Annotated in this window: 22 protein-coding genes and 1 pseudogene; 9 read left to right on the top strand and 14 right to left on the bottom strand. The window is 63.8% G+C overall.

The genetic code is table 11. The annotated features are described in order from the left end of the window. The 6 genes from HS104_11640 to HS104_11615 form a co-directional block, all read right to left on the bottom strand. On the bottom strand, positions 1-492 hold the full coding sequence (locus tag HS104_11640; protein MBE7480619.1) for a hypothetical protein: 492 nt from the start codon (positions 490-492) through the stop codon (positions 1-3). Positions 493-497: 5 nt separating this feature from the next. Beyond that, positions 498-2,723 (bottom strand): S8 family serine peptidase, encoded by a 2,226-nt coding sequence (locus HS104_11635; protein ID MBE7480618.1) that lies wholly within the window; start codon positions 2,721-2,723, stop codon positions 498-500. A gap of 160 nt (positions 2,724-2,883) precedes the next feature. Then, positions 2,884-3,300, bottom strand: a complete 417-nt coding sequence (locus HS104_11630) for a hypothetical protein (GenBank protein ID MBE7480617.1) — start codon at positions 3,298-3,300, stop codon at positions 2,884-2,886. Between the two features lie 38 nt (positions 3,301-3,338). Next, positions 3,339-3,725 (bottom strand): hypothetical protein, encoded by a 387-nt coding sequence (locus HS104_11625; GenBank protein ID MBE7480616.1) that lies wholly within the window; start codon positions 3,723-3,725, stop codon positions 3,339-3,341. 9 nt (positions 3,726-3,734) lie between these two features. Continuing rightward, positions 3,735-4,907 carry a hypothetical protein gene (locus HS104_11620; protein ID MBE7480615.1) on the bottom strand — a complete coding sequence of 391 codons (1,173 nt, stop codon included), beginning with the start codon at positions 4,905-4,907 and terminating at the stop codon, positions 3,735-3,737. Positions 4,908-4,918: 11 nt separating this feature from the next. Next, on the bottom strand, positions 4,919-5,800 hold the full coding sequence (locus tag HS104_11615) for a hypothetical protein (GenBank protein ID MBE7480614.1): 882 nt from the start codon (positions 5,798-5,800) through the stop codon (positions 4,919-4,921). A 94-nt stretch (positions 5,801-5,894) separates the two neighbouring features. Between HS104_11615 and HS104_11610 the strand changes: the two genes are divergently transcribed. The 3 genes from HS104_11610 (at position 5,895) to HS104_11600 (ending at position 8,681) form a co-directional block, all read left to right on the top strand. Then, positions 5,895-7,451 (top strand): restriction endonuclease, encoded by a 1,557-nt coding sequence (locus HS104_11610; GenBank protein MBE7480613.1) that lies wholly within the window; start codon positions 5,895-5,897, stop codon positions 7,449-7,451. A 68-nt stretch (positions 7,452-7,519) separates the two neighbouring features. Next, complete coding sequence (locus HS104_11605; protein MBE7480612.1) at positions 7,520-7,981, top strand: hypothetical protein; 462 nt, start codon at positions 7,520-7,522, stop codon at positions 7,979-7,981. Continuing rightward, positions 7,959-8,681 carry a hypothetical protein gene (locus HS104_11600; protein MBE7480611.1) on the top strand — a complete coding sequence of 241 codons (723 nt, stop codon included), beginning with the start codon at positions 7,959-7,961 and terminating at the stop codon, positions 8,679-8,681. Before HS104_11605 ends, HS104_11600 begins: the two co-directional genes overlap by 23 nt. Here the strand turns inward: HS104_11600 and HS104_11595 are convergent. After that, the gene (locus tag HS104_11595; protein MBE7480610.1) at positions 8,671-8,892 is read right to left on the bottom strand and encodes a hypothetical protein; all 222 of its coding nucleotides are present in this window, start codon (positions 8,890-8,892) and stop codon (positions 8,671-8,673) included. The genes HS104_11600 and HS104_11595 overlap by 11 nt on opposite strands. A gap of 217 nt (positions 8,893-9,109) precedes the next feature. Next, positions 9,110-9,577: a lecithin retinol acyltransferase family protein gene (locus HS104_11590; GenBank protein MBE7480609.1), complete on the bottom strand. Its 468-nt coding sequence runs from the start codon at positions 9,575-9,577 to the stop codon at positions 9,110-9,112. Between the two features lie 304 nt (positions 9,578-9,881). On the opposite strand from HS104_11590, the gene HS104_11585 reads away from it, so the two are divergent. From HS104_11585 to HS104_11575, 3 genes are all read left to right on the top strand, one after another. Continuing rightward, the gene (locus HS104_11585) at positions 9,882-10,301 is read left to right on the top strand and encodes a hypothetical protein (GenBank protein ID MBE7480608.1); all 420 of its coding nucleotides are present in this window, start codon (positions 9,882-9,884) and stop codon (positions 10,299-10,301) included. Between the two features lie 9 nt (positions 10,302-10,310). After that, on the top strand, positions 10,311-11,465 hold the full coding sequence (locus HS104_11580; protein ID MBE7480607.1) for a hypothetical protein: 1,155 nt from the start codon (positions 10,311-10,313) through the stop codon (positions 11,463-11,465). 203 nt (positions 11,466-11,668) lie between these two features. After that, on the top strand, positions 11,669-12,802 hold the full coding sequence (locus tag HS104_11575; protein MBE7480606.1) for an MBL fold metallo-hydrolase: 1,134 nt from the start codon (positions 11,669-11,671) through the stop codon (positions 12,800-12,802). 41 nt (positions 12,803-12,843) lie between these two features. On the opposite strand, the gene HS104_11570 is transcribed toward HS104_11575, so the two are convergent. The 4 genes from HS104_11570 to HS104_11555 all read right to left on the bottom strand — a co-directional run bounded on the left by HS104_11570 (position 12,844) and on the right by HS104_11555 (position 15,074). Beyond that, positions 12,844-13,104 carry a hypothetical protein gene (locus HS104_11570; protein ID MBE7480605.1) on the bottom strand — a complete coding sequence of 87 codons (261 nt, stop codon included), beginning with the start codon at positions 13,102-13,104 and terminating at the stop codon, positions 12,844-12,846. Further along, the gene (locus tag HS104_11565) at positions 13,101-13,796 is read right to left on the bottom strand and encodes a hypothetical protein (protein MBE7480604.1); all 696 of its coding nucleotides are present in this window, start codon (positions 13,794-13,796) and stop codon (positions 13,101-13,103) included. Before HS104_11565 ends, HS104_11570 begins: the two co-directional genes overlap by 4 nt. A 126-nt stretch (positions 13,797-13,922) precedes the next feature. Then, a complete protein-coding gene (locus HS104_11560; protein ID MBE7480603.1) occupies positions 13,923-14,372 on the bottom strand; it encodes a hypothetical protein in 450 nt (149 codons plus the stop codon). A gap of 156 nt (positions 14,373-14,528) precedes the next feature. Then, a complete protein-coding gene (locus HS104_11555; GenBank protein MBE7480602.1) occupies positions 14,529-15,074 on the bottom strand; it encodes a hypothetical protein in 546 nt (181 codons plus the stop codon). A 371-nt stretch (positions 15,075-15,445) separates the two neighbouring features. Between HS104_11555 and HS104_11550 the strand changes: the two are divergent. After that, positions 15,446-15,601: pseudogene (locus HS104_11550) on the top strand (hypothetical protein). A 363-nt stretch (positions 15,602-15,964) separates the two neighbouring features. Then, a complete protein-coding gene (locus tag HS104_11545) occupies positions 15,965-16,957 on the top strand; it encodes a hypothetical protein (protein ID MBE7480601.1) in 993 nt (330 codons plus the stop codon). An 8-nt stretch (positions 16,958-16,965) separates the two neighbouring features. Here HS104_11545 and HS104_11540 read toward each other — a convergent pair whose 3' ends face one another. Next, complete coding sequence (locus HS104_11540) at positions 16,966-19,026, bottom strand: type I restriction enzyme HsdR N-terminal domain-containing protein (GenBank protein ID MBE7480600.1); 2,061 nt, start codon at positions 19,024-19,026, stop codon at positions 16,966-16,968. Positions 19,027-19,294: 268 nt separating this feature from the next. Further along, positions 19,295-20,842 carry a hypothetical protein gene (locus tag HS104_11535; GenBank protein ID MBE7480599.1) on the bottom strand — a complete coding sequence of 516 codons (1,548 nt, stop codon included), beginning with the start codon at positions 20,840-20,842 and terminating at the stop codon, positions 19,295-19,297. Between the two features lie 557 nt (positions 20,843-21,399). Here HS104_11535 and HS104_11530 point away from each other — a divergent pair. Next, positions 21,400-22,665, top strand: a complete 1,266-nt coding sequence (locus HS104_11530; GenBank protein ID MBE7480598.1) for a hypothetical protein — start codon at positions 21,400-21,402, stop codon at positions 22,663-22,665. Positions 22,666-22,674 lie beyond the last annotated feature (9 nt).

Genomic DNA, 22,674 nt, shown 5'->3' with positions numbered 1-22,674 from the left:
CTAATCCGCCGCGGCGTCCGAGCTAGTCGTGCATTGTGCCGGGGACGAGCAGAATTCGATCAGCTTCCACCCGTCCGGCACGCAGGCATCGACGAAGTGCCAACAGGACTTGTCGGGAGCGATTCCGCACGTAGGAGACGTGGAGCCTGCGCACCAGTGGGCACAGCCGGCGAAGCCGTACTTTCCGGTCGAGTACTGCTGGCCCTTCAGGGCGATGCACCCTGGCGTGTTCTTGCACGTTGGCTCGTCGAGTCCTTCGCAAATTGGGTTTGGCTCGCCTGAATCGACGTCCTGGCCCGCATCGCTGGCGTCCTCTACCCCGGCATCCCCCGAACTGCCACCACTCGCGTCGCCTTCCGCGTCGGAGCCATCCGTCGTCGAGACCTCGGAGACGCCGTCATCAGAGGACGCATCGCGGGGTGTCGATGCGTCGTCGGACGTTGAACAGGCGGTGGACAGGACCAAGATTATCGCGCAGATCGCGGTCTTCATGTTGCTCACCGCATCGCCGTGTCGGCCGAGTAGTACCAGAACACGTTTACTTCGCGCGCCACATCCGCGGCGGGCACGTAGTACCCGTAGACCCTGACGCAGAGTGCCTTTCCCGCTGCCTGTGCGCCCGACAATCGCACCATTGACTTCGTGTCCCGACTGATGTCGGAGCCAAGTTGCACGCTTCCGGAGCCGCAGTCCTTGTCGCCGACGTATACATCGATGTCAGCGATGTCTTGCCCATCGCTCTCGAAGAACACCGCGTAGACCTTGAACTGGTTCAACGACGAGGGCTCGTTCCCGGCTCCGTTCACAAGGATGTCCTGAATCTGGCCCGTTCGGAGTCTGAAGGCAGTGGTACCCCAAGCGTACACGCCCGAGGGATGATCGGCGGGAGTGTACATTCGAGCCTGGAAGCGACCGCCGCCCCAAACAGGGTCGAAGCCCCACGTGCGGTACGAAGCAGCGCCATTGGCACGATCCGTCATCGGGAGCAAGGCCGCGAAGAGCCGCCCGCGACCGCCAACGATGAAGTTACCCTGCGTCGCGAGGTTCCAGTGTTTCACCAGAACCGCGGCTCCCGCCACTTGGGGTGTGGAGAAGCTCGTGCCACAGATTTCTGGCTCTACGATCGAGTCGTCATAGACGAACATATACTGCGGGCATCCGGGTGCCATCGCGGAGACCGCGCTCACGACGCCGGGAAAGCTCCCACCGTTGATGGTGACATTGATTCCACCCCGGCTTGTCCCGTCTGTAGACGACACGGACCACAAGTCCGATGTGCTGTAGTTCTGGTAGGTGATATCGCTCGTGAAGTTGCCGAGCGCCCCTACCGTGAAGCCAGAAAGATTGTCGGCAACGTTCCCCAAAGTGCACCATGGATTCACGTTGCCGGCGTTCCCTGCCGAGGCCACGACCAGCGTGTTCGCCGTGTAGGCCGAGTAGATCGCGTCATCCCAGTCCCCAGCGTCGCCATCGCACGGCGATGCGTCCCCGCCGATCGTCCCGACGGCCACGTCCGCGGACAACTCGACGGCTTTCTGCAATCCTCGCGCAAACCACGCGTTGGAGGGCGAGATGTCAATCAGGACGAGGTCCGCTTCTTCGGCAATACCCGTCCGATCGAGTTGCCAGTCAGAAGTGCCACCCATCTGTCCGTCCCGCAGATCCCCCGCCGCCAGTCCCGCCACCGCCGAACCATGATTTGCACCGCTTGGCGGGGGAAGTCCTGGCACGCACGGATTCACGGCGCAGTTCCAGGTGCTGACCACTCGCGTTGCGCCACCCGCCGCCGTCAGGAACCCGGGGTGGTTGTAGTCGAAGTTGCTGTCAATTATTGCGATTCGGAGCTTGTTGCCCGTTGCGGGGTTGACGTATCCCCCGTGGTAGTTGTTGTCCATGTACTTGCCGGTGTTCAGTCCGGTCGCGTGTTTCATGTCTTTCCCATCCCACTTGCCTTCTGACGTGGGTGGCACGGGTCGGATCATCTCGACCGCCACCACGTCGTTGCGGGCCAACAGGTCGGAAAGGGCCGCCGCTGGAACGCGCGCGAACATGTTGCCCGTGAGCCAGACACTCTCCACCTCGACCGCGCTCTTTTCCAGCAGATACGCGCGCAGCGATTTGTGCATCTGCTCCACCTCTGCCTGCCGCGCGCTGATGCGTTGCTCGTGCAGCTGCAACTTCTCCGTTTCGGGTAGCCACGAGAACTGGAGCGAGGGGTGTGGACCAAGCGGCGTTGTCGGCTTGTGCGCGAAGCCGATGAACACGGGGATCAACTCTTTGGTGCCACCGGCAACAACGCTCAACAGTTCCGGGCTCAGGACTTTCCCTTTGGCGGGGCCCGCAGGAACACCGCTCGGCTTCCCCGCCAGCACCACCCAGTCTTGAGATGGGGGGTCGCCGGACAAGTACAACTGCTGATAGCGGGTCTCGACCTTGCCGTCCCAGCTCGCGCCGGCCATAGAGACGTACCTTCGGCCGTCCGGCGCAAAGCCATTCTCCAGGCCGCTCCAGAACTTCTCAGACCTCGGTGTGTCGATGAACGACTCGCTCAGCAGCGTGCCGCTTGCATCGAACTTTCGCTCACGAGCGAGAATAGCGTCCGAGACGAGCGGCGCTCCCGAACGCGCCTGCGACCGCTCTTCGTCGGCCCGTTCCCCGCCGCACTGCACTGTGCAAAGAAGAACTCCCCCGACCATCAGGCCAACGGCCAGCGCTCGCGACATCTTCGCCTCCCGACGCCCATGCTAACCGATCTTCTCGTGCGGGAGAGGGCAGTCGTGGTCACTGAGGTCCCGCCCTTGACGAAAGTCAACTCCACACCTGCGACAGGAACGGTCGTCAGACAGGTTGAGGCGCTCTCGATCACCTGAAGAAGCGCTGAGCCTACAGCGGCGGGACGATCTCGGAGTCGAACGAGATGATCCCGTCCTCGCGCTCGGTGAAACCGACCAGCGTCGCTTCGACCTCCAGCTCCCGAGCAATGCGTCGCGCGTCGTCGAGGCAATCTTCGGGCACGACCAAGAAGAACGGCAACGCGAGGCTGGCGAACGCGACCCACTGGTGCTCGGCGTGGCGCTCTTCGACCGTGCTCCACGTCTCGACTTCGTAGATGGCCTGCACGATGTCCGTTCGCTCGTGAACGAGGGCGGCCATCACGTCGGGGTAGTGGCCGCAGACCGACACCATCCGCAGCGGGCCGGGATTGGTTTCGGCGAGTCGTCCGGCGTCCTGAAGCTGCTGGAAGATGGCGCTGATCACTCGGTCGTGAAGCGCTTGCTCGTCGGGAGGTCGGCGGGCCACTGGGACGGAGCGTAGCAGGTGCGCTCGCCAGCGATCACCTACCCAGATCGTGGCCCTCGCTTCAGCCCTGGACGTCGAATTGCCTTGCTGCATGCGCTTACGAACTCACGAAGATCGGCTGCATGGCACTGCGCATTGGTCGGCTTCTTCAGTACCAGATCCTCGGCCGCTCGAACCTCGCTCTTCGTCGAGAAACTCGATGACTGAATCGTGAAACTCGTCAGCTCGTTCTGCCTCGCTGCAACGAACGACCGGAAGAACATCAGTGCCGGGATAGCTTCGTTCAGCCAGTCTTTTCCCTCGTAGACGAAGGCACTGCCGCCGACTCGCCTCCACCCGAACCGCTCGAACGCGCTGCGGAGGTAAAGGTGCTCGTTGGTGTCCCTGACCGACTTCTTCATGTCGAAGGTCAAAGTGATCGGCATCGGGTGAGGCTACGGTGGTGCCTTGCTGGAAGCAACGAGCAGACCGACGCTCGGCATCTTCTCACCGGTCACCCGCTCGCACTCCTCGGCCAAAACCGCTCGGTGCATCCCCCGCTTGTTCGCCGCACCGAAGATCGCCATCGTCAGCTCGACCTTCTTCGCCTTCATCGCGGCCTCGGCCATGGTCACGATGGGCCTCCACTGGGACGAGCCGATCATGTTCGCCAAGGCAACGAACTCGTCGAACCGCCCAAGCCCGACCAAGAGGGCAGTCCAATGAGCCCGAGCCGACTGCACCTGGTACTCGAACAGCCCGAAGCTCTCCAGCTCGTCCACCGTCCCGGCGAAGATCCGCACGGCCAGATCCCCGTGCTTGGGATCGACGGCCTTGAACAGCTCCTCCAGCTCGTCGCCTTGGCCGTACTGCTCCCAGACGGCGAACTCGATGATGTCGCGCAGGTAGATCTCGGGCGCGATGCCGGTTTGCTCCCAGGGGACGCTTCTGTACGCACGAATGGCGGCGGTGAACACCTCGCCCACGGCACCGCATGAGTCGTTCGTTCGCTCTTGAGCCGCGTGACAGACGGCGAGCATCGCGCGGTGGAGGGCGAGCGATTGCTCTGGATTCTGGTCGGCTTTCTCCGCGGCTGATCGCCACGCCTTCGCGAGCCGTTTGGCAAGGGTGAAGCTCTGGCCGACGCTGTGATGATCGCGAGCGTGGACGATCTCGAACAGCGACGACGCGAACGACGCCGGCGAGACGGGGAACTTGTCCCACCGGCCGCTCATGGCCCGCGCCGAAAGCCGAGCGCGAGGCGTGTTTCGCATCGGCTCGGAGAAGTCCTTCAAGCTGGCCGTGCCCTCGAAGATCTTGGTGCGGGCCTTCCTGACGATCTTCTTGTCGCGGGCTTCTTCGAGCGCGATGTCCTCGGGCTGCATGCCGAGCATGGCCAGACGGGCGCGGAGATCGTCGAGGTGCGAGAGCTTGGCCTCGGAGTCGTCGCGGAGATGGCCGCCGGGAGCGTTGATGCGATCGCGGAGCTTTCGTTCGATGCCGTCGAGGCCGGTCGCTTCGCCGATGAGGGAGCAGACGAGGAGCCAGAGATCCCAATGGGAGAATGGGGTGTTGTGGATGGTCTTCCAGGGCTCGGGGTCGCGGAGCGCTGGGCTTCTGGGGGCCACTACGGACATCACTATGCGCCGGCCTGACGGGCGAGCAACTCTTCGCGCGTCGGCGCGGCGGTCTCGCACTTGGGGCAGAAGTGGAATCCCGTAAAGAATCTGTACCCGCAGCTACGACACACGCGACTACCGATCTCGTCCCAGAGGAAGGCGCACCGCTTGCAGAATGTCGTGGCATGGGTGAACGCAAGGTACTCGCGGTAGTGCGCCAGCCACTTCAGCACCGCCTCATGACCGACTGCGTCCCATGCCCTGCTCTGGTAGTCCAGCTTGGATTCCTCGAACGCGGCTTGCTTTCGCGCAGCGATCCGTCGCTTCTGTTCGGGCGATAGAGCCATCACCTTGGTCGGTGTGGTGAACTCGTGCTTGCACGCGCTACACTTCCACGTCCGGCTGCGACTGCGGAAGTAGATGGTCGTTCTTTCGCAGCTCGGGCATGCCTCGCGGCGAATCGGCTTCTCCGTCTTGCCAATTGCCGCCCGCGCTGCGCGCTCGGCCTGGAACTCCGGCTCCTTGACCCAGAGTGCGTACACGTAATGACCGAGGCCGCCCAACTGCACGAGATGCTGAAGCACGAATGGACCGTCGGTGGAGCTGCACTGCCGGCACTCGCTCCCGATCAGTGCTGCGCGCTCCTTTTTCCATTCCTTCCAAGTCCACGGCGCGCCGCGCTTCGACCTGAAGGCGTGGATCAGATCCGCTGCGCGCGCCGCGGTGACCTCCTGGCGGAGTAGAGCCTGTTCGATCTCGACAAGTTCTGCTGGAAACTGCATGCGTCCCGCCTTCGCTTTCCCGCAGGCTCGCTCCATGCCGACGCGCGTCAAGATGGGGTCGGACAAGGAAGGACGGGGCGCGCTGCCGACGCGCGCATGGTCGCGCTTTCCGGCGACCATCGCAGGAGGCCCCTCCTGGAGCATACGGCAAGCGAGCGGCCCCTTCCCCCCATGAACTTGGCCATCTCCAGCCGGGCCTCCGTACGATCCTCGCGTGGTGGCGAAAGGCTCGAAGGGGAGGCTCTACTACGGGGACAACTTGGACGTCTTGCGGCGCTACCTCGCTGACGAAAGCGTCGATCTCGTCTACCTCGACCCGCCGTTCAATTCGGCCAAGGACTACAACGTGCTCTTCCGCGAGCACGACGGGACGCGGTCAGCCGCGCAGGTAAAGGCATTCAAGGACACCTGGGAATGGGACGAGGCTGCCGCGCGCGCGTATCACGAACTCGTCGAGGGCGGCGGCAAGGTCTCGGAGGCGTTGCAAGCCTTTCGGCTCGTGTTCGGCGAGTCCGACATGCTCGCGTACTTGGCCATGATGGCTCCGCGCTTGGTCGAGTTACATCGCGTGATGAAGGAAAGCGCGAGCATCTATCTGCACTGTGATCCCGTCGCGAGCCACTACCTGAAAGTCCTGATGGACGCGATCTTCCGGCCGGCGAACTTTCGGAACGAGGTGATCTGGCGCTACCGCCGCTGGCCGGCGAAGGCGCGGCAGTTCCAGAAGATGCACGACGTGCTGCTCTTCTACAGCAAGTCGGCGGCCCCGGAGCGAACGTTCCACGTGCTCTACGGCTACGAGCCCCTGGCCGAATCGACGATCAAGACGTACGGCACGAAGAAGCAGAAGGCGGACTTTTCGAGCGGGCATCGAAAGCCAAGTACGGAAGAAGAGGAGTCGCTTGGCCCGCCGCTCTCCGACGTCTGGGAGGTTGGCATCATCCCACCAAGCGGCAAGGAGCGACTCGGCTACCCAACACAGAAACCCGAGAAGCTGCTGGAACGGGTGATCCTTGCAAGCAGCAGCCCAGACGATGTCGTGCTCGACCCGTTCTGCGGCTGCGGGACAGCAGTCGCCGTCGCGCACCGCCTTGGGCGACAGTGGGTCGGCATCGACATCACGCACCTCGCGATCAACCTGATCAAGCGCCGGATGAAAGACTCTCTGGGCGTCGATGTCGGCGAAGCAGTGGGCGAGCCTGTATCGCTGCCGGACGCGGAGGCCCTGGCCGAGCTGAACCCGTACCAATTCCAGTGGTGGGCGCTTGGGCTCGTCGGGGCCCGGCCGGTCGTCGAACAGAAAGGGGCAGACCGCGGCGTTGACGGCCGGCTCTACTTCCACGACGAGGTTGGGCCAAACGCGCGGACGAAGCAGATCATCTTTTCGGTGAAGAGCGGCGGCACCTCGGTCGCGGACGTGCGCGACCTACGGGGTGTGATCGACCGCGAGCAAGCGGCGCTCGGCGTTTTCATTACCTTGCGAGAGCCGACCCAGCCCATGCGACGAGAAGCGGCCAGCGGAGGCTTCTACCAGTCGCCGGGTTGGAACAAGAGCTACCCGCGCTTGCAGGTCGTCACCGTGGAGCAGCTCTTGGAGGGAACGGGCATCGACTATCCGCCGGCAGAGCAGGTCAATGTGACGTTCCCTCGCGCACCGCTGGCGAAGTCGAAGCGCCCGACGCAGGCCGCGTTTCCGTTCCCGGCAGCCCCGATCGTCAAGGCGGCAGAGCGAGTGGTTCCGCGCAAGAAGCGTGTGCCTGGTCGGAGATAGGGCGCTGCGCGGGCTTGACCGCGGCCAGGATCGGCGTGGCGTCTTCGTGCTACAGTTCCTGCGTACCGATGCTGCACGCCCCGACCACGCGCTTGACATCCAGCAGCCGCGAACGCGAGCTGCCCGACCAGATTACGGGCTACTGGGTGCGTGATCCGAGTGAGCTGAAGCGGCAACCCAACTACGAGCCGACCGGAGCCATTCTCCTCGACCCGCACGCGAAGCCTGGGGGCAAGCTCGAAGCGCTCACCTTGATGTACCTGGAAGGAAAGTGGCGGCCGCTGTCTCTCGCCGCCGCCCTCACGTACATCCACACGACGGCCCTCGCGGATCGGCAACCGTATTACTTTGTCTACTTCGCCAAGGACGGCCGCCATGTGTATCGGGCCGAGCCGAAGCTTGGCGAGCTGGCCCATGCACGAGTCCGGGCACGGTTCGGCGCAGAGGCGGCCGCGCGAGCCCGAGATGACCGATCAACGATCCTGGTGAAGCTGGCCGCGGCGAACGGTGTACGCCCGAACGGACGTTGAGCAGGTTCTCGGTCTGTTCGAGAAGTCCTGGCTGGCATCGCCGAAGTGCGTCCAGGCTCTCGACGACGCGGTGGTGCAACGCCAGAACGAGTTGCTCCTCGGCGGCACCCGCCCGACCAAGAAGACCAAGGGGTGGCGCGACGATCCGGGGCCGTGGGGCGTGAGCGGGATCGTGGCGTTGGCCGAATCACACGTCGAGCGTTTGGAGAAGGGCGACGAGGCGGCGTTCGATCTGACCTGCGCTTGTGCCCTCGTCGCCGAGATGCTGGCCACTGCGCACGCCCATGGCCAGGGTGACACATTCAAGCCGGTGGCCAAGAAAGACGATCCTGACCGACACCGGAAGCAATCACCCCTTCTGGCCCTTCGGAACGCCGTCTTTCATCCCGGTTCCTTGTCCCACATCGATCTACTGGCCCGTGTGGTCGAGCACGACAGCCCGCAGATCATCGCCGGATTCAAGTCGTCGCCGCGCTACATCAAGGACTTGAAGGTTGCCGAGTGGGCGCTGCGAAAAGTCCGCGACCTCGGCCAGTACGAGCTGACATGCATCGTGATCGAACGAGCTAAAGCCAAGAAGGTTGCGCTGGCGAAAGACGCCCAACGCCGCATTCTCGAAACGATCGATGTGAAAGCGATGGCGGGCCTCCTGGAGCAGTCGGCATCCCAGAAGGGCTTGCGCAACCTGTTCAGCGCGTGACCGACGACTCTGTGTGGTGGCCCGCGACCCACTCGTCGATGGCGCGTTTCAGCAGCTCCGACTTGAAGCTCTCGCTCGTGGTGACGACGCCCTTCTTCCTGACGTGCGCGCGCAGCTCCTTGGCGGGGATCATGGCCACGATGAAGCGCTCGAACTTGCCCCACACCATCAGCCGCTTCGCGCCGACGCCGCGCCAATACTCTTCGCTCACCCGAAGGCCCTGCTCGGGAACGTCAACGACGAGAAGGACTCCGCGGCGGCCCTGCGCGTACAGCAGGGCGGTGAAGGGACAGTCCGTGAAGTCGGTGCCGATCCAGGGGCCAGACTGCCCGTCGCCAACCCTCTCGGGTAGATGCGGTTCTTTCAGGCCGCGGAAAAGCCGCACGTGCGATCTGTACACCCGCGTGCGGTGAGACTCCATCGAGAGGTCAATGAGCCACGAACTGGCCCTGAGCATTGCGCCAGCGCTTGGTCTTGCGATCGTATCGGGGCCGCTCGCCCGACGAAACGAGCGCGGCCGCGATGGCCGCCACGGCCGCGACGCCGACGGCGTTGCGTAGCTGCTGGCTCTTGTGCTCGCCCGTCTGGGCAAGGTTCACAAGATGCTCGCAGTTGAAGCCCAGCAGGTCGTACTTGGTGCCGACCAGCGCGAGAGCACGCTGCGCGACGACGTTCTCATACCCTGGAGCCGCGCGGCCCTCGATGAAGACCTGCTTCCCGCCGGAGAAGCGCGCAAGGCTGTCGATCACCACGCCGTGCTGCACTTTCGAATTGTGGACGACGGCGTGCTCGATCAAGCCACGTCGGTCATCGAAGTACCGGCCGATGTACATGCCGTAATGCCAAGTCGCATAGGGGCCACGAACTCGAATCTTGTCGCCTATCTTCAGAACCATGCTCACTTGAATACCCTCCTCGACGGGGCTGCTGGCTACGGCCACGAAGGCGGATCGCCTGGCACCATCGACGAAACACACGGCCCAACCTGGCAGTGCGGGCGACAACCTAACCACAGCGCCCCCAGGGTCAACGGTGACCGCCAGCCCGCCTGCACGCGACGCGTCACGCCGCATGCCGTAGCGAGCAACTGGGCCTTCCGGAATGCCCGAGAGAGCCGACCGCGTTCAAGTTGCGAGCAAGAGTTTCGGCTCGCGCTCGGCTTGCGGGCAACCCAGATTGCTCGGGGAAGGGAGACTTTCAATGACGGCTTTGGCAAGGGCGATTCAGGCGCGGCTGGGAGAACTGGGGTGGCAGCAGAAGACGTTGGCACACGAGTGGTGCCAGCGGGTCGGGAACGGCAGCCCGAGCACGTACGTGACCCGACTATCGAAGCTCATGCACGACGAACAGGACGGGTACGACTTCCTCCTGGAGGAGAAGGAGGATCGACTCTCCGGCTTGGCCGAGCCGCTGGGCTGGACGCCTGAGAAGCTTCGCGCGCTGATCGACGCCGCTTTGGCCCGCCCGGCGCTCGTACTCCACCCCCAACTGGCCGAACCGGTCGCGGCATTCTTGCTCAAGCGCCAAGAGTCGGGCGCGTACAAGTGCACTCAGGTAGACGGGGCCGACAGCAATGGTGGCGTCCGAGAGGCGCTCAGGGACGCGGCGAAGAGCGCTTGAAACGCGTTCGTGGTCGTGCCCAACGATCGCGACCACGACTTCTTCAAAGGGGCCGACGTGCACACCACCCAGGTCGAGCCAGCAAAGCCAGGGTACCGGCTCGTGGCCCTACCAGACTTGATCCCGCAGCTGCCGCCCAAGCTCCACGACGACGACGGCATGCCACTGGTGCCGGACGAGGCCACCGAGCGCTCGTATAGGGAACGGATGAGCGTCGATCCCAGGCGAGATCCCCACCGCCATCCCCTCGACGAAAACGACCCGTGCGTTCGTGCGATTCGCCAGGCCGACGCCGAAGGACGGGTCGTCACATTTCGACTCGAAAACGTGGGGGACTGGCCTTCTCCGGAGCAGCTCAAGATCCGGGCGCTCCAAGACGCCTTTGAGCGTGTGTTCCCCGAGAAGGCGAAAGAGCGGCGCAGCTACCGCTCGCACGAGAAGCGCCAAGAGGAGCCGTGGGTCTGGGCCAAGGGCAGCGATGTGCTCGTCCTCGGGCCGGCGAGTGACGCGGTGAATGCCATCGCGGAGCATCACCAGCTCCACCAGGTCGAGAGCTTCGCGCCCATCGTCAATGCGTTGGCCAAGGTGATGCCCACGCTGAACCCGGACGGCGATGGCGGGACGCTCGACCTCTCGCGTGAGCTGGAGGCTTTCGAAGCCGAGAGCGGCATCACGCTCGACATCCAGATGAGCGACGTTCGAGCGCTGCTGGCCCCGCGCAACAAGACGGAATTCGCGAAGGGGGAATCCATCCGCATGTCAGCTGAAGCCGATGGCAGGGTACGTGCTCTGCTCGACGACATTCTGGGTCGCGAATTCATTCTCCCCGAGAAGCATCTGCCTAGTGTCTTCGTGCTCCAGGCTATCCGCAACTCACCGCTGATCCAGGTCGCTGCCTTGGGGGAACTCTCGGCCGTCGCGAATGTTGGCGCAGGCCGACTCATTCGTTTCGAAACGACCACGTTCGCGGGTGAAGAGCCTGCGCCGGTCAAGGTCGTCGAGAGCTACGATGGGCGCGGCACGTTTGACGGAGGCAACGTCCGGTTCACGCTCAGGCCGCTCTTCGAACAGAACCTCGAAGGCAGCGTGTTGCGCAGCGTTGGTCGGCGGCGGGCCGAAGAGGCTGCTCGCGCGAGTGACGACGATGACTACCACGACGATTGACGAGATCGGCCTCGCGCGAAGAGGTATGGGGGAGGGCACCCCCTGTTTGCCCCGGCCGAAAACGCGACCAAAACCTTTCGGGAAACTCGCGCGGGGCCCATCCCACGTTGATCGGTAGAATGCACAGCGGCTTCACCATGCCCACAATCCATCATTGCCGCACGCAGCACCCAGTCGGCCACGGCTGCTTTCATGATGGCGTCGTGAGTGACGGAGCGAACAGTATTCGCTACGTGTACGACTGCGGTGCGGTGCGGCGGTCACGCTGCGATCGGCTTGCCCAGGTCTACGCCGACTCCCTGCCCACGAACGAGATTGACGCGCTCATCGTTTCCCACCTTCACTCGGATCATGTTTCCGGCCTTGACGTGCTGCTAGCAAGTCTGACCCCCAGGTATGTCTTCCTGCCATACCTCCGTCCTGTTGAGCATCTACTGCACGTCGCCGCGGCGCTTGACGGAGCATCACCGGTTGCCCTGGCGATGTCCGTCGATCCCGCCGCCTGGTTCATCGATCGAGGCGCAGGCGAGGTGGTGTTGGTCGTTCGAGGCAACCGGGAGGGAGAGGCAGGGCCCCCGCGGCAGCTCGATGAACCACCGCCCGAGCACGTTGATGACCGTCCCCCTTTGAAGTTCCAACGGAGCCCACGGCCTCGCGGCGCACCCGTGGGTGTCTCCTACATGCGCGACGATACCGAAGCGCATGCTTTCCTCGGGGGCGCACGCTGGCGGCTCAGGTTCTTCGTTTCTGACGAGGCCACCAACCTCCAGGTTTTTGAGCAGGCCGCGCTCAGAGAGTTCGAGCTTGATGCGCGCCATCGCAACCTGCTGCGCGACCAGGCGTGGCTGCGGAATGGTCTGAAGAATCGCAGCTGGCGTGCGAAGCTTGCACGCGCCTACCGGTCGTTGGGCCGCGGGCTCAACTACGCGTCGCTCTGCGCGTACAGCGGGCCCACTGGCCGTTGCCGGAACGTCAATGCGCGGAGCAACGCAGGGCCGTGGACATCGGCACCTGGGTGGCTTGCCGCGGGGGATGCTGAGCTGGCGGACGAAGACCGCTGTAACGCTTTCTGCCAGCACTTTGCAGACGTGGCCGAGCACGTAGGCACCTTGATGCTCCCGCACCACGGATCGATCGCTAACTTCAACCCAATGCTAATCGAGCACTTCCGGCCGAGCGTGACTGTCGTCACCGCACCGGCAAGGACGACGAAGAAGGCGCGACGTCATCCGCACCGCTCGGTGGTTCTTGCTGCCCGTGACTTCTCCGAGGCATTCCGGATCGTGACGGATCGCGAGACCTCCGAGCTTTGGGAGCGGGTTGAAGTCGAATTCTGAACGTGCAGTCGTGTCGTGTTGCGGTCTGCGCCGGCAGTAGCTCACATCAGCGCCGACCGGTTCCAGCTCGGATTCCACTTCGGCGCGACCAGTCCCATCCCGAGCACCACGAGTTTGCCCTCCGTCGTGAGCTGCCAGACAGCTGCGCCTGAGTGACGCTCGATCAGGCCGCGGTGCTCAAGGGCAAGCGCGGTGCGGAACTGCAATCTCGTGATGTGATGCGGGCCGAGGCGAAGCTCTCCCAGAAGCTCGCGCTGGGCCCAAGTCAGGGAACGACCGGAAAGACTCCACGCGGCCTTCATCGCGTCCCTCGCCATGAGCAGCTACCTAATGGTCGCGCCGGATTGAAGCCTTGCCGCTTCAAGAACTTGCGCACATGAGTCCAGGGCCACGGGCAAGTGGACGCCTGTTCGCGTGCTCGGGGTTCGGTAGGCCATCGCGACCACACCCGGTAGTCGGGCACCTCTCGGCCGGTGCGTCGGTAGGCGCATTCTTCGACAGCTTCGAGGGTGGTTGTCAGGCAGAGCACCGTTGGCTTCATGTGCGCCTTGAAATTGGGCGTATTCGTGAAGTGGGCGACACCTTTGGATGCTGAGCGAAGAGCGTGGACGCATGCAGCGCGAACGACATCGGGAGCGCCCTGGCCGAACGTCAGGTACTCCTCGACGTTGAGCCGCGTTCCACCGATCTGCTCGATGCCCGCGTCGTCGCCTGAACGGTCACCGTCCACGGCGTAGAGAACGTCTTCGTTTCGCCTGAGCTTGATGCCCAGGAACTCCACCACCTTGCGGTTGCACACCAGGCCGGTCTCGGCGAGCGCATTCGTCAAGGGGAAGAAGCCTGCGTGCTCGGCGACCGGAGTCCCTCCGACTTTGATCTTCATGGACGTGCGTGGATTGGCCGCGATGAACTCGCAGGCCCAGATGGCACCGTCGATGTGCGTGAGGGCGTATGGCAGGTGCTCCAGGATCTCGGTCGCGGTCGGCTCGTCCATTGGCGCGCCAACAAGTAGCGCGAACCTGGATGACGGCAAGTCGGGTGGCGTAGGAGCGGTGTCGTACCCCTGGGCATGTCAGCGATCGATGGTTCTTGGTCGAAAACCTTTCAGAAAACTCTGGTGCTACGGCCGTTGCGATCCGAGGTGCCTGGCGTGCTCCGGAGGAAGCACCACGGGCCGACAAACGTAGCGAGACTGGAGTAGCTCAGTCAGCGAGGATTCGAAACCATCCACGGTCGAAGTTGCACTCACGAGGACGTCGTAATTCTTCGGCTCCTCTGCGGCGGCGGGATTGAAGGGGAAGCCACCTCTGACCAGCCGGCGTCCACAGCAGACGCGGAACATTGCGCCTTCGAGCATTACGTCGAACTTCGCAGACCAGAAACCGTTCGCGCGCAACACGTGGAACCGAAGCAAAGGGTCATGGTTGCGGCAGTGCTCGATAGCGTCGCAGACGACGTCGGTCAGCATCGTGGTCATCATGCCCGTGCCGTCGCGCAAGTCTCCTCGCCTGAAGTCATCCCAGCGAACAACCCTCCCCGCCGAACGTGTTTGAACGACCAAAGACAGCATCGCCGTGCTTCTCGCGATGGTAGCCGGAGGCCAAGGCGACGAACATCGCGTCGTTCTCGGTCGTCAGAGTGCGCGACGAGCGCCGAAAGTGGCTGCGGCGTGATGGTAGGCGACAACAGGGCGACCGGAGTGGATAGGGTTATGCAGCGCCGCCCCTCAGAAGCACTTCTTCACCTCGAACGAGCCGACCGCGCTCGTCTCCAGGTAGTAATGAACGTCGATGCTTCCCTTCACGCTCGTGTCGGTGACTTCGTCGATTACGATGGTGGCTGACAAGTCGGGATAGCCAATCACTTTCTCTCGCTTTGCGTCCCAGATGAGAGCTTGAGCCCAGTCGTAGGTTCCCGGCTCTCGCGCCCAGATAGAGGCTTCGACGAACTTTCCCCAAGTGCTCATCGCGCAATCCATCGGCGAGCTGGAGAAGCGCATCGTCATCCCCTCCGGAGCATCGGCCCAGAGTTGCTCTCCGTCGTGGTCACCGCCCGCCACGACGATGCCGCACTTCAGGTCGAAGGGTTGGCCTTCGATGATCGCCGTGATGCCGTTCTGACTCATGGGCTCGCAGTGGGGCTCCTTGGATTCCGATGCGTCCGAGGAACAGCCGGCGCAAAGCACGACGCCGACGATGCCGAGCAGTTCCGCAGTCGCGTGAACCTGCCGTTCCCGTTCAGTCGGTCGCATCACCGGCGTCCACTCCAGCATCGGTTCCAGCATCAGGACACATCGGCAGGTGCAAGCCGCCTCCGATGTTCTCGCAGCTCCATGATCCACTCGGGCACTTACAGGCCCAGATAGCCGGGTAGACCAATATTGTACCGTCTGGACACGTGCTCTTGCGCTGGATCTCGCAAGAAGCCCCTTCGACACACGAGGCCGTCGGCAGGTCCCACAGGATGTCGCCGTCGTGGCAGTTGGGATCGACAGGCGCGGGCTCACTCTTTGCGTCGGTGGCGTTGGGAGCGTCGCTGGCGGCGTCCGTGCCGATCGACTCCGAAGCAGTGTTCCCGCAGGCGATGGTGAGCGCGGCGGCGAGCGTAATCACCCGGAGCCGTGCCGAACGCACCATGCCCAACATGATACGCTCGATGGCGATGGAGCGCTGCTCGTTCTGCGGCAAAAGCAAGGGTGAGGTCGAGCGCTTGATCCAGGGCGGTGGGAAACAGCCGGCCGGCGAGCTGCCCGTGGTGTTCATCTGCAACGAGTGCATCGACCTCTGCGCGAACATCATCCGTCCGCCATCACCGCCGACGGTCGTCACGCGGCCCGAGGCACGATACGACAAGCTCTACCTGCCGCTGACGCCATGGGCCGAGATCGAGGTGGACGGCGAAAAGTATCGATGGTCTGCCGCCCGCGTGACGATGTCGGAGCATGACGCCGCCGGGAAGCTCACCACCAGGGCGCGGCCGATGGTGATGATCTCGGTGGGCAAGCTCGGGGAGCCAGCCGTTGGGGTGATGCATGAGGACGGAACGGTGCCGACAGAGGAGCTGGCGGTGGAGGCTGTGCGACGCATGCGGGCCCACATGTAGCGCCGGTGGTATCCTTCTCGAACGCGGGGTGGCGAGCCTGCCCCTGCTCGGGAGCCACCAATGACGAAGAACAGGAAGTGCCCGGTTTGCGAGCAGCCGCTGCCCGATCCGTCCGCCGTGGCTCGCGCGGAGAAAAACCTGGAGAAGCTCTCGGCAAAGCGCGAGGCCGAGTTTCAGCGACAGCTCGAAACCGAGCTGCGGCGGGCTGAACGGACGGCGGAAGCAAAGGCACGCAAGCAGTACGAGGCGAAGCTCAAGAGCGTCGAGGAAGCCGCCGCGACCAAGGCCAGAACTGAGGAGCGTCGCCGGCAAGATCGGCTGCAAGACCAGTTGATGCGTCAGAACGATGAGCTGCGCCGAAAGCTGGAGCGGCTGACGGCGGACGAGAAGGGGGAGATTGGCGAAGCCGACATCCGACGCGCGCTCCAGGAAGCCTTCCCTACGGACATCATCGAGCGCATCGGCAAGAGCCGCGGCTCCGCAGACATCCGGCACGAAGTCCGCGAGCAAGGCAGGACGTGCGGCGTGATCATCTACGAGGTCAAGAACGTCGCGAAGTGGTCAACCGACTACTTGAAGCAGGCTCGCAAGTCGCTGGCGCTTCACCATGGGGCGCAAGCAGTGCTCGTCTCGACCGCCTTCCCCGCCGGCAAGAAGTACCTAACGTTCGAGAAGGACGTCGCCGTGGTGCACCCAACGATCGTGGCCAGCGTTGTCCGCGCGCTTCGGCAGGTGATCGTCGTTCGAGGTGCAGCGACGGCCGGCACCCACGCCGAGCGTTCGCGGAAGGCGGACAAGCTCCTGCAATTCGTCAAGAGCGACGAATACCGCCGGGGCATGAAGGCCGTGGCCGAAAGCATCGCGGATCTCATTCGTCTTCAGGGCAAGGAAAGGCAGCAACACGACCGTACATGGGCTGCGCAGTCCGACCTGTACCGCGCGGTCGAGCAGGGTCACGCGGCCGTGGACTCTCGCGTCGCGCAGATCGTGTCGGGCGTGCCGCTGTCGCTGGTGAAGGATGACGAGGATGCGGACGAGACGGCGGCCGGGTAGCCGCCGGGTCACCGAGGCCGCGAGCCACTCCGACGCTGCTTCCGAACACCCTCCTTGAACGCATGCCGGAGGACCACGTATCTGGCCAGGCGCAGGGCCCAGTCGCTCATCTCGTCCCAGGCAGCGTCGGAGCGAAGCGGCAGGCTACCAAGAACGATACGGCCGGCGCTGACCAGCTCGGGCTCCCGGTGGCTGACGAACGCCAACAGCTCGTCAGCCTTGGCCGCCCCCTTGCCGACGGTGGCCACGCCCGAGTGCCGGAAGTGCATGCGTTCACCGCGAACCTCCAGGAAGCGATCGAGGCGATACACCATGACGGGGTGGTAGACGGAGCCGAACGATAGGCAGCAGACCAGCATGCTGGAACCAGTGCGATTGCCCCATGTCGGATGGCCAACCGTCTTCTGCGAACTGGAGACTCGAAGACCGAACACAACCTCGCGGCCTTTAGCATCACGAACGAGGAAATCGCGGTACTCGCCAGGGAACGTTCCGCCCCCCGCGTCGCCTGGCTCGTGCCACTTGAGGCCGAGATCTTCGGCAAGAGTGACGCCGAAACCTGCTTGCGGCTCGCGGAAGAGCGGAGCGTTCCGGAGCAGGATGTCGTCGAGCACAAGGATTGGCCGCCAGATGTGCTCGGGTACGTCCGCGCCGATCACGGTACGGTTCCGTGCGTGGAATCGTACGAAGTCGGGATCCATGACGGCGACTGTGGGTAGCGGTTCGTAGTTCCGCTCATCCTTCAATGCCGTGACCTCGTAGCGGCGATTAGAGAGGGCCTCAATGTAGGTCGGTATGTCCTCGACCTCGACTGCTTCTCGGCCGTCCAGAAAGAAGGCGGAACGCCAATCACCGTTCGTTAGCACCAGAAACTTTGCGCCTCGCGTCCTTGCGTAACCAAGTCCCTGGTTCTTGACCTCCTCGGAGAAGGAGACGTGCGGAGCCTTGCACTCGACCACAATGAACGTCCGCTCGCGATCATCCCTCCGGTGAACTGCTGTCGAGGTAACCGATTCTTCCGCGGTGGGGACGCGCCCCATCACCCATGGGTGGTTGGCTTGCAGCGTGAGGGTCGCTTCGACCGTGCCCTGCTCGCCGCGATCAACGAGTACTGAATGCTCGGTAATCTCCTGAACCACGCCTTCAACGGGTAGACCATCATCGCACGGCAGGATGAACACTCGCTCCCCGGAGCGGAGAGCATCTAGGTTGTCTCGGTGTGCCATGCGTCCGCTGCCGTCGTGAAGCGGCACTCGGCGCAGCTGGTTCACCCGCGCGCCCAACAGCTGCTCCCAGGCGCGCGAACTGGTGTCGATGAGGCACAACGCTCCGTACCAGTGTCGCCAATCGGTGCGCAGGATGGCCCACCCGCGAACATTGGTCTCGGCAACGCTTCCTCCCGGAGAGATATTCAGTCCCTCGTCCATCAAGAAGAGTTCCGAAAATTCGGCGTCGAATTCTTCGCTCACGGTGGCATTCGGCGCTGCGGCGGGAAGTCCAAGGGAGCGAGCGACCTCCCGCTCCTGGCGCGTCATGCCGTAGCCCAAGACGTGCAGGCACAGCTCCGGAGGCAGCCCGTCGATGGGTTCGGCCAGACGGAGCCACAGGCCGAGAGCTTGCCCCTCCTCTTTGAAGCCCAATACTCGGCAGACGACGGGCTTGCCGCTCACCGTCACGTCGAGGGCCTCCGGCACTTCCACGAAGCGGACGGCCTCTTGATCGCCGAGCCGAGCATTCAGCTCGCCGACGATGCTGGCGTAGGAGGGGTCTGGCTCATCGTTGGCAGTTAGCCCGTCTCGAACGATGACCTCGTGGACGTCCCTTACCTCGGCGGGCAGCTCCACGAGAACGTCGGCCCGCTGGCGGTTGCTGGTGCCGCGCGCAACCGGCTCTTCGGACAGCAGCGCCAGTCGCGGGTAGCCGTACTCCAACATGAGCGAGCGAAGCACATCTTGCCGGACGTACTCCTCGGGCAGGTTGCGGACGAGCTGCGAGCGGGCCACATCCATCAGGCGCGGCCCATCGGGGGTCTGAAAGACGCGGTGGTTGTACGAGCGCAGACGGCGCACGGCATGAGCAGGGTACCGAAGCTGTCACGCCTGTCACGGCCTCTGTCACGGGCAGTGGTGCGGCCAATCCAGCATGTTTTCCGCCGGATTCGGAGCCGTCACACCTGTAACGGCAGTTTTCAGTGATTGTTTGAAAGAAGAGGAAAAAAGGGGATTGGGCCGCGCCACTTTTCTCTTTTTCGCGCGCCTCTGAGAAAACAGGCGTGACACCCGTGACAGTGGGACACGCCCGACATCGTTTGTCTTTTTCGCGCGCTCTCTCTGGCGGTCAACGCTCTTCGGCGGTCTCGGGGTCTGGTGCGCTCAGGGGCGAGTGCTTCGCGAGCAGTTCCTCGCTCGGCTCCCACATGTTGCCCTTCCGCGTGTGCTTCCTCCTGTACCCGAGATGCCGAAGCGCCGCCGTGAACAGTTGCTCGTTCTGCGGCGTGTGCGGGACCTTCAGGCTGTCCATGAGCGCGTGCACGGGCTGAACGGTGCGGAACATGCCGAGGCGCTCGATCTCGGCGGCGATGAGCGGCGCGTACATCGGCTCGCGCATGACCGACTCCTGTGCCCTCGTCAGCTCGCGCTCAAGCTCGGGCGGGAGATACCAGGCTTCCCCTTGTTCGTAACGGACGCGCGCCTCGGCGAAGAACTGGTCGCGCACTTTGCTCACGCCATCTGGGTCGCACTGCTTGACCGGCACGACCCAGTAACGACGGTTGCCGGTCTGGTCGCGCAAGAATTCGTCGTGGTTGGTCGTGCCGGCGAAGACGCAGTGGCGCGGAAAGCGTTGGTTCTTTCGCCCGTAGGAGAGTCGGAACATGTCCTCCTTCCGTGAGATGAATGCTTTGGCCGTCTCGGCGTCGCGGCGGTTCAGCGCGGCCAGCTCGCCCATCTCGACCAGCCAGCAGTAGCGCAGCAGCTCGAACGAGTCCTTGTTGTGGAAGTCGATGTCGGCGTCGCTGAACCAGTCGTCGCCGGCAAGCGCCCTCAGCAGCGACGACTTGAGCACGCCTTGTTCGCCTTGGAGGACGAGCATAGTATCGACCTTCGCTCCAGGGACGATGGCTCGCGCGACCATGGCGATGAGGAACTTCGCCGAGATGGCACGGACGAGCGGAGTGTCATCGGCCCCCGCATGCTCGATCAGCCAGGTATCGATTCTCTTCACGCCATCCCACTCCAGGCCCTGCACGTACTCCCGCAGGGGGTTGTACGCCTTGCGGGCCGCGACCATGGCGATGGCTTCCCAGGCAAGGTTCGACGACGCGATCAGCTGCTGTTGCTTCTCGACCCGCGCTCGGAACTCGGACACGTCAGCTTCCTCAAGCGTCTTGCCGTTGCTGTGCCATGGCGGTCGCTTGGTCAGCTCGATCTCGCCGGTCATCTCGTTCAAGCGAAAGAGTCCGTCGTAGACGTAAGTCCGGTCGGTCAGGAGCTTTTCGAGCGTCGCCAGAGTAGCGGCCTTCGGCTTGCGCGACTTCTTTTTGGCCGGCTCCTTGGCTGCTGCATCGAGCCCATCGATCAGTGCCAGACCGGCGGAATTGTCGTTCGCCGCTTCGGCTTTGGGCGGCGGCGCGGAATCGGCTTCCGCGGGCGGTGGAGTCGAGACGCGGCGGAGCAGCTCGTCGGCCTTCTCATTGGCGTCGAGCACTTCCATGCCCCGCGCGACGAAGACCTCCTGCACCTGGAGCTTGTAGTTGGCTTCGGGGTTTTCCTCGACGAGCTTCTTTACTTCAGCGTCGAGGTTCTCGGCGTCCAGGAGCTGGAGCGCGAGCGGGGTCAGCCATCGTTTCTGTGTTGATCTATCGTCATCGTGATTGAGTTTCTGCATTCGTGCCTCGCGTAGTCTCTGAACGCACGCACGAGCAGATCTCGAAGCAGTGTCTGGTAGCAGATGCCAGGAGCAGCGTTGGCGATCTCCTTGGCGTCCTCGACCAGATCACGCGGCAGACAAATCGTGATGCGTTTTAATTCGCTCATGTCTATCTGCATGAATATGCATAGACGCTCTCGACAAAGTTTTGGCCCGCGTCACGACTCGCGAGCCAAAACAGAGCGAACCTTTTTTTCGAGGCCCTACATGAATGCGGCGCAATGCCCGTTCCGCTCGACATCTTTTTCGAGCGTGAAGGGGTTGGTGAAGCGGTGAAGGCCCGTGAAGGGGCTCGGGTTCACGGACTTCGTCTTTGTTTTCGCGGCCTTCTGGAGCGTGAAGGGGTGTGAAGGGGGTCGGACGCTATTGGGCGCGAAGTACACCGCGCTCTCATCGGGCGGCCATGTGCTCTCCCTCTTCCTCTCCCCTTTTCTCAATCTCTAACGGGGTAATACCCGTCACCCTATTCACCTCCGCCGTAACCCCCTGGAATCCAGGCGCAATCGCGTGAAGGGGTGGCCGCCCGGAACCCCTTCACACCCCTTCACGCCCCTTCACGCGCAGCCGGTGCCGGTCATGGCGGAATCGCCGTCGGCGGCGCATCGTTGATCTCCAAGGCGATGGCTCACGGCGAGGACAACCCGCTGGCCCAGGTGATGGAAGCCCTGCGCGCGAAGCTCGACGGCCGAGCGCAAGCCGCCGCCGACGTTGCCCAGAAGCTCCACGCCGCCGCCGACCGGTACGAGCGCGCCGTGCAGGCCGGTGCCGCTGCCGACCTCGCTCGCCAGCACGGGCTCGATGCGCCAGCTGTGGATTGCTCGCCAGAAGATGCCGCCCGAGACCTGAAGGTCATCATCGACGCGCTTCCGGAGCTGGCCAACACCAGGCCCCTCTCCACTGCGAGCCCCGAGCCGAAGGTGCCGGCACGAGAAGAGCCTGACGTGACGCCACCTCCACCAGCTTCGTTCGGCGACCTGATGGCCAAGAGCGCGCCCAGCAATCCTCGGCCCGAACGCGCGCCACCAAGGGAGCAAGCAGACCCTGAGGTTCTCCGGCTCGTCAGTGACATGCGCGGCTACGAACTCCCGGCGCTTCCCACGCCCCTCTTCCGTGCAGTGGCCGAGGAGCTGGCCGCTCGTGCGCGTGACCTCCAGGAGCGAGGCGTTGCAGATCCCGATAACAAGCTCGGCCTCGTCTTCCGTGCGCTCACCAAGTGCGCCTACGACCACGGCACGACGAATATCTTCGGCTTGAGCCGCCAGCACCAGGGCGATTGGCGGCAGAAGGCCATCGAAGCGCGAGAGCGCCGCCTGCGCCTCGAAGCCGGCGAGCCCGACTCCCTTCGCCAGCGCATCCAGATCCCCAAAGCCATCGTCGATCAGGTGACCAACGGCGACGACGACGACGACGACGACGACGACGAGGTCGAATTGTGGGAGCTACCGCGTCTTACCGAGCGGGCGGCCGACAGGGCGGTGGTGTTGCTCGGCGGCGTGCGAAAGCCCGAGAAGCTCGACAAGCTTCACCAGCGCATCGACTTTGATGTGGAATGGATCGAAACCTCGGCCGGCAGCACGGGCTCGACGTCAACGCTGGAGCGGCGCATCCGAGAGGGCAATGTGGCTGCCGTGGTGATCTTGCACGGGCTCATCGGGCACAAGCACTACGAGCCCGTCGTCGCAGCGGCGAGGCAAGCTTGCATTCCGGTCGCGTACGGCGGTCGAGCGGGCACGGCATCGCTGCGGTCGGCCTTCGAGGAGATCGAAACAGGGCTCGGCTGATCTTCTGAG

The organism is Polyangiaceae bacterium (assembly GCA_015075635.1).
GTDB lineage: Bacteria > Myxococcota_A > Polyangia > Polyangiales > Polyangiaceae > JADJKB01.
Note: the sequence above shows the minus strand (reverse complement) of the source record. Positions and strands in the feature narration are given on the sequence as shown.

Bases quoted from the DNA above. Each gene is read 5' to 3' on its own strand.
- HS104_11640 (MBE7480619.1), bottom strand. From the start codon at position 492: ATGAAGACCGCGATCTGCGCGATAATCTTGGTCCTGTCCACCGCCTGT.
- HS104_11635 (MBE7480618.1), bottom strand. From the start codon at position 2,723: ATGTCGCGAGCGCTGGCCGTTGGCCTGATGGTCGGGGGAGTTCTTCTT.
- HS104_11585 (MBE7480608.1), top strand. From the start codon at position 9,882: ATGACGGCTTTGGCAAGGGCGATTCAGGCGCGGCTGGGAGAACTGGGG.
- HS104_11615 (MBE7480614.1), bottom strand. From the start codon at position 5,800: ATGGTCGCCGGAAAGCGCGACCATGCGCGCGTCGGCAGCGCGCCCCGT.
- HS104_11565 (MBE7480604.1), bottom strand. From the start codon at position 13,796: ATGGACGAGCCGACCGCGACCGAGATCCTGGAGCACCTGCCATACGCC.
- HS104_11570 (MBE7480605.1), bottom strand. From the start codon at position 13,104: ATGAAGGCCGCGTGGAGTCTTTCCGGTCGTTCCCTGACTTGGGCCCAG.
- HS104_11545 (MBE7480601.1), top strand. From the start codon at position 15,965: ATGACGAAGAACAGGAAGTGCCCGGTTTGCGAGCAGCCGCTGCCCGAT.
- HS104_11625 (MBE7480616.1), bottom strand. From the start codon at position 3,725: ATGCCGATCACTTTGACCTTCGACATGAAGAAGTCGGTCAGGGACACC.
- HS104_11555 (MBE7480602.1), bottom strand. From the start codon at position 15,074: ATGCTGGAGTGGACGCCGGTGATGCGACCGACTGAACGGGAACGGCAG.
- HS104_11560 (MBE7480603.1), bottom strand. From the start codon at position 14,372: ATGCTGTCTTTGGTCGTTCAAACACGTTCGGCGGGGAGGGTTGTTCGC.
- HS104_11535 (MBE7480599.1), bottom strand. From the start codon at position 20,842: ATGCAGAAACTCAATCACGATGACGATAGATCAACACAGAAACGATGG.
- HS104_11605 (MBE7480612.1), top strand. From the start codon at position 7,520: ATGCTGCACGCCCCGACCACGCGCTTGACATCCAGCAGCCGCGAACGC.
- HS104_11590 (MBE7480609.1), bottom strand. From the start codon at position 9,577: ATGGTTCTGAAGATAGGCGACAAGATTCGAGTTCGTGGCCCCTATGCG.